Annotated in this window: 8 protein-coding genes; 6 read left to right on the top strand and 2 right to left on the bottom strand. The window is 41.9% G+C overall.

The genetic code is table 11. The features are described from left to right. The first annotated feature begins 687 nt into the window (after positions 1–687). A complete protein-coding gene (locus tag L634_RS0127365; RefSeq protein WP_026585143.1) occupies positions 688–1,509 on the top strand; it encodes a YfkD famly protein in 822 nt (273 codons plus the stop codon). A gap of 63 nt (positions 1,510–1,572) precedes the next feature. Here L634_RS0127365 and yfkAB read toward each other — a convergent pair whose 3' ends face one another. Beyond that, positions 1,573–2,688: a radical SAM/CxCxxxxC motif protein YfkAB gene (gene yfkAB, locus L634_RS0127360; protein ID WP_026585142.1), complete on the bottom strand. Its 1,116-nt coding sequence runs from the start codon at positions 2,686–2,688 to the stop codon at positions 1,573–1,575. Between the two features lie 168 nt (positions 2,689–2,856). Between yfkAB and L634_RS0127355 the strand changes: the two genes are divergently transcribed. The 5 genes from L634_RS0127355 (at position 2,857) to pdaA (ending at position 8,633) form a co-directional block, all read left to right on the top strand. After that, entirely contained in the window at positions 2,857–3,534 is a 678-nt protein-coding gene (locus L634_RS0127355) for a hypothetical protein (RefSeq protein ID WP_026585141.1), read from the top strand. A gap of 319 nt (positions 3,535–3,853) precedes the next feature. Then, entirely contained in the window at positions 3,854–5,560 is a 1,707-nt protein-coding gene (gene ggt / locus L634_RS0127350) for a gamma-glutamyltransferase (protein WP_026585140.1), read from the top strand. Positions 5,561–5,748: 188 nt separating this feature from the next. Beyond that, the gene (locus tag L634_RS0127345; RefSeq protein WP_026585139.1) at positions 5,749–5,934 is read left to right on the top strand and encodes an SE1561 family protein; all 186 of its coding nucleotides are present in this window, start codon (positions 5,749–5,751) and stop codon (positions 5,932–5,934) included. 233 nt (positions 5,935–6,167) lie between these two features. Further along, complete coding sequence (locus L634_RS0127340; protein WP_026585138.1) at positions 6,168–7,721, top strand: fumarate hydratase; 1,554 nt, start codon at positions 6,168–6,170, stop codon at positions 7,719–7,721. 120 nt (positions 7,722–7,841) lie between these two features. After that, entirely contained in the window at positions 7,842–8,633 is a 792-nt protein-coding gene (gene pdaA, locus L634_RS0127335; protein WP_026585137.1) for a delta-lactam-biosynthetic de-N-acetylase, read from the top strand. A 227-nt stretch (positions 8,634–8,860) separates the two neighbouring features. Here the strand turns inward: pdaA and L634_RS31935 are convergent. After that, a partial coding sequence (locus L634_RS31935) for an IS3 family transposase (RefSeq protein ID WP_034263353.1) occupies positions 8,861–9,047 on the bottom strand: 187 nt, incomplete at its 5' end.

Here is a 9,047-nt window from a genome sequence, read left to right as displayed (position 1 = left end):
GTGCTAACCGCAGTTGAGATTTTTGCCTTCGTGCCGTGTGCTTAACTTTTTATATCAAAATGAAAGGAGAAATTTATTCATTCTCAGCTTTAAAAAGTATCTCAATCTCCAAATTACCTGTCAAGGAAATCACTTGACAGCCAATTTGGAGATTGAGGAGGAGTCAGTAAGCTGAGAAGGAGATTCCTTAGCCTTGAAAAAGACTGAACCCCAACTAATAAGCAAAGAAGCCGAAAAACGCTTCTCTTCTTAGAGTTACCCATAAACTGAAACCAAAATCAATTTGTGTAGGGAGCATTGACAGTTTCGTTCATATCAGTACATTTTTCATAAGGGTATATGTTTTTAGAGGATTTTTACTCAGCTCGCTTTCAGGCATTGATCACCAACCTTCATGTTGAGTTTTGATCATTTAACCTAACTTCCTGATGACTAAAAACTGGATTGATCCTCCTTTTGCGATAAAGTGGTTTCCTTCATCTGCCCTCCTTTTTTTGAGAGTAAGTTAATTATAACTAATTATTTGATATTTGTAAATATTCTGATATTTACAAAATCATTACAAATAAAAAAATTGCCAGCCCCATAATAACCGTCTTATTTTTCAGGAGATGGATAATATCCCATTCCTCCGAAAAAACTAGTATCAAACCTAAAAAGACTGTGAGTTGAAAGGAGTAAGACACCATGAAAAAATATATTAGCATTCTTTTTTTAGGTCTTATTTTAATGCTGTCATTCCATCCGGCTGCGGGGGCGCAAAAAGGGGCTGAGAAACCTGCGAAACAGCCGCAAAAATCAATTACTGTCCCAAATTCAGTGCTGAATGTTACGAAAGAAAATACTTACCCAAATCCAACCCAGGATATGCCTACCCTTCAGCCGAGCGAATTGGCGCAGCAGCTGATTGACTCCTCTAAGGTTAAAATTGAAAATCCCGATTTAATCCGGATGCTTAATGAAACTTCAGTCAGCAGCACTCCGTTTGCAATCGGCTACCGGGCAATCGTTTATCTGGGGCAGTGGCCGCTTAATTATGAGTCATCGGAAACCGCACCGAACTGGGAATATCAAAAGATTAACACAAATTATTTCGATAATCGCGGCGGAAAAGCTCCATACCAGATCCACTATGTGCAGGAAGCACAAAAAGTTGTCCGCGGGGGGTTAACGGCTAAAGTTCCAAATGCGGAAGATGTAAAAAAAATGATGCTTCTAAAAGCTATGGAAAAGTCGGGCCTCCCGCTTGCTTTTGAAACGATCATTGGTGCAGGCACGAAAAAAGATCATATTTATAATATTCCTCCGAAGCGATTAGGGTATCTATATGGCTATGCCCCTGCCATTAACGAAAAGGGGAAAGTAACATATGGGGAAGTTTATTTGATGTTAAAAGGGAACAAAAGGATGATTGTGATTAAAAATGTGACTTCACAAGGAATAGGAGCATGGATTCCGATTCAGGATCATGTCACATTTGGATTTGTAGTATCAGAACGGCCAAGATAAAAAGCGAAAGGCGCGCCTATTTTAACGAGAAAAGCCAGTCCTTTTTCAGACTGGCTTTTCTTTTTATATATTAGAGCTTAATTTCTTAAAATCAGTATCTTTGTAGTAGCTGCTTTTTACAAGCACATTTGGTCCGAGGCACCTTACCTCTGCACAATGGCAATTCAACGAATCAGCCAGCTTGGATTTAGACCACTTTTGATAAACATCTTCTAGCTGATCGGTCTTAACATTTCCAAGCGGCGGTGTATCGCCAAAGTCAGTAACAATCACATCACCTGTAAAGATATTTACATTTAATCGTGAACGGCCATCAGGATCATTCCTGACCGTTACATTTTTTGACGAGCGCAGTCTTTTTAAGAGCTTCAAATCCTCTTCTTTGCTGCTGCATGCGTAGAATGGAAGGGTCCCAAACAGCATCCATGTTTCTTCATCTCTTATATCCAGCAGATGATGGATAGCAGATCTCATCTCCTCAAGGGAAAGTGTTTCCAATGAAGAAGCAAAATCTGAGGGATACATTGGATGTACTTCATGACGCTGGCACTTCATTTCTTCCGTTATTTGTTTATGGATATTTTCAAGATGGGGAAGTGTTCTTTTATTAAGCATTGTTTCAGCAGATACCATGACTCCAGCCTTTACAAGTTCCCTGCTATTCTCAATCATGCGCTTAAAAAGCTGTTGCCGCTGTTCAATAGTGGGTTTTCGCTCCATCATGGCAAATCCGCCTTCAATAAAGTCCTCTTCGGTTCCCCAGTTATGTGAAATATGCAGAACATCCAAATAGGGGACAATTTCTTCATAACGCTTTAATTCCAATGTTAAATTCGAATTGATTTGAGTCCTGACACCCCTGCTGCGGGCGTAGCGAAGCAAAGGGACTACATATTTTTCAACCGACTTTTTGGACAGCATCGGTTCACCGCCTGTTATGCTCAATGACCGCAAATGTGGAATCTCCTCCAGCCTTTGCAGCAAAAGTTCAATAGGCAAACCGTCTGGATCCTTTGGCTGCAAGGTATAGCCTACTGCACAATGCTCGCAGCGCATATTGCATAAAACGGTGGTCGTAAATTCGATATTGGATAAAAGCATTTTCCCATGCTGATCTATGTCCAGATAAGCTTCCCATGGATCATGTTTCGGTGTTATGGGTAAAAGTTCAGTAATCATATTATTCTCCTTTTAAACTAAGTCCCTAGTCATTATTTAGCCTTTATTCTCCATTGTCAACCGATAGATTGGACTAAAAATGGGTTTGGTAAGTTTATTTATCTTTTGTGCGGGAATTAAAACCATAACAAGCCATCATCTAAATCAATTCCAAGAGGAGGATCCAATATGGAACAGAATAATACTTTTAATACAACTAACACAGCAACTGCCCTCAGATCAAATTATGGACAAGATATGAACGCAGCGGATTCGAATTATGGGCAGGATTTGAACACAAGCAACGGACAGAACAGCAAGCTGATGAAAGGAATTGTTCTTGGCGGAATCATCGGAGGAGCATTAGCAATGCTTGATACAAAGACAAGAACAAAAGTGAAAACCAAAGCGCTGGATTTAAAGGATTCTTCAGCTAACCTAATTTCCGAAGTGAAAGAAAACCCAGGTGACGTAAAGGAAAATATGATTAATCAATTTAAAAACGCGTCAAATACATTAAAAGATGCTATTAAGGATGCTCAAAATTTATATCAGCGTGTAAACGAAGATGTTTTTGGCAACATGGATATGGTCAAAGAAGTGTCAAACGAAGCTATGTCTACAGCCAAGGAAGCAAAAAGTGAATTGGCTGATATTGGATCAAAAGTGAAGGAAGCAGGATCAGAGTTAATGGAAAACCCTGTTGAAAACAGTGGAAGCTCTAATTCAAACTCGAACTCTGGATCACCTTCTGGCTTCCAGACAACAAGTTCAATGAACAGCACAGATACAGCTTATCCAGTTGAGCGTGAAGAAAGTGCTGTAAGCTATAGCCCTGAGGCTCAGAAGCACAGCAAAAACCTATAAGTGTAATCTGAAAATCCTCTGTCTAGATCAGGCAGGGGATTTTTTAGGCTTAGGTACTCTTCAGGTCGAATAAGAAGGTGTAAAACCATTCCTTCTAGTTATGTTTATTCAAAATCCAGGGAAATACGATTCATAGGAAGGCCCTGATCGCCAAGGAGCGTAAGACCGCGGGCGGATAAGCGAGTCCTGTTCGTGAATCAATAGAAAATTTAACCGAGCCTTCGAATTAGATCCTCTTCCTAATGATGGTTGTTTCATAAATAGAAGAGGGGGGTATCCCATAACTATAGATAAAGGACAATCTTTGGAGGTTACTGTTATGGGTTACAGACGAGGGAAATCATTATCAAAGGATATGGAAAAGCAGTCATATGAAAGAGAGACTGCTGTAGGGACAACTGGAATGGTCGTAAGTCCGCATTCAGACGCAACCGATATTGGCGAAAAGATACTAAAGGAAGGCGGCAATGCAGTCGATGCAGCGGCAGCCATCCAATTTGCTTTAAACGTAGTAGAGCCAATGATGACAGGTATAGGCGGAAGCGGATTTTTAATGGTATATGATAATGAAAAGAAAGATGTAAAGATATATGATGGCCACACAAGAGCCCCTAAGGGTGTTCATCCGAAAATGTTTCTGGATGATAATGGGGAGATAATTGACTTTCGCAAACGCTCTACCCATGGGACAGCTGTCGGTATACCCGGGATTCTGAAAGCAATGGACACAGCGTTAAACGATTACGGGTCAAAGCCGTTAGCTGACTTAATTCAGCCGGCCATTGAAGCTGCTGAGAGCGGCATTAAAGTCAATTGGGTACTGGAGGAAGCACTGCAAAATTTCCATTACAGATTAGGGGACGAAGCAAAGGCCTTTTATTATCCCGAAGGCAAGTCCCTTAAAGAAGGGGACAAACTTGTAAAGGAGGATCTGGCCAAAACGTTCCGCATATTGCAAAAAAAAGGAATTTCTGCATTTTACGAAGGAGAAATTGCAAAGGCCATTGTTTCAAATCTGAAGGAAGAGGGCGGGTTTATGACGCTTGAAGATTTGAAAAACTACCGCCTGACAATTGATGAGCCGATTTGGGGAGAATACAAAGGTTATAAAATAGCTTCATCTGCCCCTCCAAGCGCAGGAGGCCTGACTGTCATTCAGATTCTCAAGATCCTTGAGAAATTTGATTTAAGCCAATATGATGCTAGATCATGGGAGAAGTACTACCTGATCACTGAAGCAATGAGATTGGCATTTGCTGATAAGATTGCTTATTCAGGAGACCCTGAATTTTCCAGCCTTCCAATTGAAGGGCTGCTTCATGATGATTATATCGCTGAGAGAGCAAAAGCAATTAATTTTGAAAGGCGGAATGATGCCATAGATTTCGGAAACCCATGGAAATATCAGGATGGAAAGCCTAATCAAGTTATTCGCCAGCCTGGTGATGCTGAAAAAAGCGAGACAACTCATTTCACTGTTATCGACCAATGGGGAAATATTGCCGCATGCACTTCCACGGTTGAGCATCCGTTTGGATCCGGCATTATGGTAAAAGGGTATGGATTTATGCTTAATAATGAGCTGACCGATTTTGATGCCAATCCGGGCGGAATTAACGAACCACAGCCTGATAAAAGGCCGGTTAGCTGTAAAAGTCCAACCTTTTTATTTAAGGATGATAAACCGGTGCTTACTTTAGGGTCTCCTGGAGGACCGACGATCATCGGTTCCGTTTTCCAAACGATTGTGAATTTGATTGACCATGAGATGAACTTAAAAGAAGCAATTGAAGAGCCTCGGATTTTTGCCAGCACAGGCCCGCTAATTGAATGGGAATCTGGAATAGACATGGAGGCCAAAGGAGAAATGGAGTCTATGGGATTTGAATTTGGAGATGAGCCTAGCCGAATCGGCAATGTACAGGCAATTCAAATAGATCGAGAGAATGGCCGCTTATATGGAGCCGCTGACTCCAGCCGTGAAGGAAAAGCAGCCGGCATAAAGGAAGACCAATTAAAAAGCTGATGCCTTTTTGGCATCAGCTTTTTAATTGGCTTACACTTTGTTGATTTCCAGCTGATGCTGCTCTTTTTCTTTATTCCTTAAAAAAGGATACCTGTATTCCAAAAGGTGGGTATATTAAGTACGAATACGCATTTGCCGAAAGACCGAATTTCATGTAGGATGTAATCGAGACGAAAGGAGAGAACGTTTTGGGCAGTCCGATTCATGATAAGAATTCACAAGTAACTTTTTTAAAACAGCGCTTAAATATGTTCCTGGATGTACTGGAAGCAATTGAGCCGGAAGATACAGAACTCGAAGACATCGACCGTTTAATCGAAATGATTGATGATCTCGAATCTAAATGCCGTGAATTCAATAACCGCGATAAGTAAAAGAGCCTTTACGGGCTCTTTTTTAATGATGTCTGATATTCCTCCTAATGGAAGATCCTTTTTCTCTGCTTGTTTTTTTCGTTTTTCGAAATTCCCCCTTTAATCCTGTAAACGATTGCAAGGTGGGGTCTTTAAATACTTTTCGGATAGGAGTATAATGGTAGACGATAAATAATTGTAATTTTCATAATAGATAAGAGCTAAATGGGAGCAAAGGGAAGGGGACTAAAGCAATGAATATCGACAAGTTTCAGGAAAGCATGTATCAGCTGATTGTTGAAACATCCACGAATCTTCCGCGCGACGTCCGCCGTGCAATCAAAGCGGCCAAGGAAAGAGAGAGCGCTGGCACAAGAGCTGCAATGAGCTTAGCAACGATTACAAATAATATTAAAATGGCTGATGATAATGTGTCTCCAATTTGCCAGGATACAGGTCTGCCAACATTCAAAATTAAAACACCTGTTGGAGCAAACCAGCTAGTTATGAAGGAAGCGATTAAAAATGCTATCGCACAGGCAACTAAGGACGGTAAGCTTCGCCCGAACTCAGTTGATTCCTTGACTGGCGCAAACAGCGGAGATAACCTTGGTTTTGGAACGCCTGTTATTAAATTTGAACAATGGGAAAAAGATTACATTGACGCCCGCCTGATTTTAAAAGGCGGCGGCTGTGAAAATAAAAATATACAGTATAGCCTTCCTTGCGAGCTAGAAGGGCTTGGCCGCGCTGGCCGTGACCTTGATGGCATCCGCAAATGCATCATGCACTCAGTTTATCAGGCGCAAGGACAAGGCTGCAGTGCCGGCTTCATCGGCGTCGGCATAGGCGGAGACCGGTCTTCAGGCTATGACCTGGCTAAAGAGCAGCTTTTCCGCTCTGTAGATGATGTGAATCCCAATGAGGATCTGCGCAAGCTAGAGGACTATGTGATGAAAAATGCCAATGAGCTTGGAATCGGCACAATGGGCTTTGGCGGGGAAACAACGCTTTTAGGCTGTAAAGTTGGAGTGATGAACCGCATTCCTGCAAGCTTTTTCGTTTCTGTTGCCTATAATTGCTGGGCGTTCCGCCGCCTTGGAGTTTCTATTAACATGGAAACAGGCGAGATCAATGAATGGATGTACCAGGAAGGCGAGCATGTTGACTTTAGTGCAACTGAAGCCGAACTGGAAACAGCTGCAGCAGTTGAGGCAGAAGAAAAAACAAATATCGTTACATTGCAGGCCCCGATTACTGAAGAACAGATTCGCAGCCTGAAGGTAGGAGATGTGGTACAAATCAACGGCATGATGTATACGGGCCGTGATGCCATCCACCACCACCTAATGGAACATGATGCTCCAATTGATCTTAACGGGCAGGTTATTTACCACTGTGGCCCGGTTATGATGAAAGACGAGGAAGGCAAGTGGCATGTAAAGGCGGCTGGTCCAACTACAAGTATTCGTGAGGAGCCTTACCAGGGCGATATCATGAAGAAATTCGGCATCCGCGCTGTAATCGGAAAAGGCGGAATGGGCCCGAAGACATTGGCAGCCCTTCAGGAGCATGGCGGAGTTTACCTAAACGCAATCGGCGGTGCAGCCCAATACTATGCAGACTGCATCAAGTCTGTGGAAGGCGTCGACCTTATGGAATTTGGAATTCCTGAAGCGATGTGGCACTTAAAGGTTGAAGGCTTTACAGCGGTTGTCACAATGGACTCGCACGGAAACAGCCTTCATAAAGACGTAGATAAATCATCGCTTGAAAAATTGGCTCAATTCAAAGAGCGAGTATTCTAATAACTTTGCAAGAGAGACTGTAACAGGTCTCTCTTTTTTGTGCAATTTATTGCCAACATGGCCTGCGAATGTTTTTATCCCTTTCACAAACACTAAGAAAAAAATATTGGAGGAGCTCAGATGAAAAAACTATCCATCGTCCTGAGTGCTTTTTTCCTGTTTTTTTCTGGAACAGCCTATGCGAACTATGGCAACTCCCCGCTTCATTGGGGGTTTAAAAAAGCAAAAGACGAGGTGCCTGCTGAAGCGGGCAAACCGCTTGATGCATTGCTTGAAAGACATGGTTCATATTATAAAGGTGATACAAGCAAAAAGGATATATATTTAACTTTCGATAACGGATACGAAAACGGCTATACCGGACAAATCTTAGACATTTTGAAAAAGGAAAATGTTCCTGCCGCCTTTTTTGTAACCGGGCATTATTTGAAAAGTGCACCAGACCTGGTGAAGAGAATGGCGGAAGAAGGGCATATTATCGGTAACCATTCATGGCACCATCCGGATATGACGAGAGTGAGTGATGAAAAGTTTGTTAAAGAGCTTGAAATGGTTCGTGCAGAAACAGAAAGGCTGACGGGGGTAAAGCATATGGCTTATTTGCGCCCGCCCCGCGGAATTTTCAGCGAACGGACATTGGCTCTCGCGAAAAAAGAAGGCTATACCCATGTATTTTGGTCACTGGCTTTTGTTGACTGGAATACGGACCGGCAAAAAGGCTGGCAATACGCTTATGACAACATTATGCGCCAGATTCATCCTGGCTGCATCCTGCTTCTTCATACCGTTTCAAAGGACAATGCCGATGCATTGGAAAAAGCCATTCAGGATTTGAAAAAGCGGGGCTATACGTTCAAAAGCCTGGACGATTTGACATGGGGCCAGGCAATTGAAGAGAGAATGCTTTACTAATTGGGTTTGGCCGATAAACTAAAAAGTTTGGCCGATAAAATGTATCAATACTCCTTTTTTTGGCCGGAAAGTAGCTTAAACATATCAAAAGTGATACTACGTCAAGAAAACGGACAAATTAAATTGGGCACTTTCTTACTTTCTTCCTACCGCGCTATCGCTTGGTAACCTGGACAAATGATGATCTAACTTGCGTTACATCATNATTTGTCCAGGAAAAGGTTAAATTAGGCGACTTTCATTTTTGAGTAGTAAGCTTTTTCAAACTCCATCGGTGATTGGTATCCAATGGTTGAATGAATCCTCTCTGGATTGTAAAAACAAGTGATATACTCAAAAACTTCCTTTGTTGCCTCTGCTCTTGTCCTATATTTTTTCTGGTAGATCAATTCTTTTTTAATAATACTGTGAAAC

Origin of the sequence: Bacillus sp. J33 (assembly GCF_000518885.1) — a bacterium.
Taxonomy (GTDB): domain Bacteria; phylum Bacillota; class Bacilli; order Bacillales; family Cytobacillaceae; genus Cytobacillus.
This window is presented reverse-complemented; position numbering and strand designations above follow the sequence as displayed.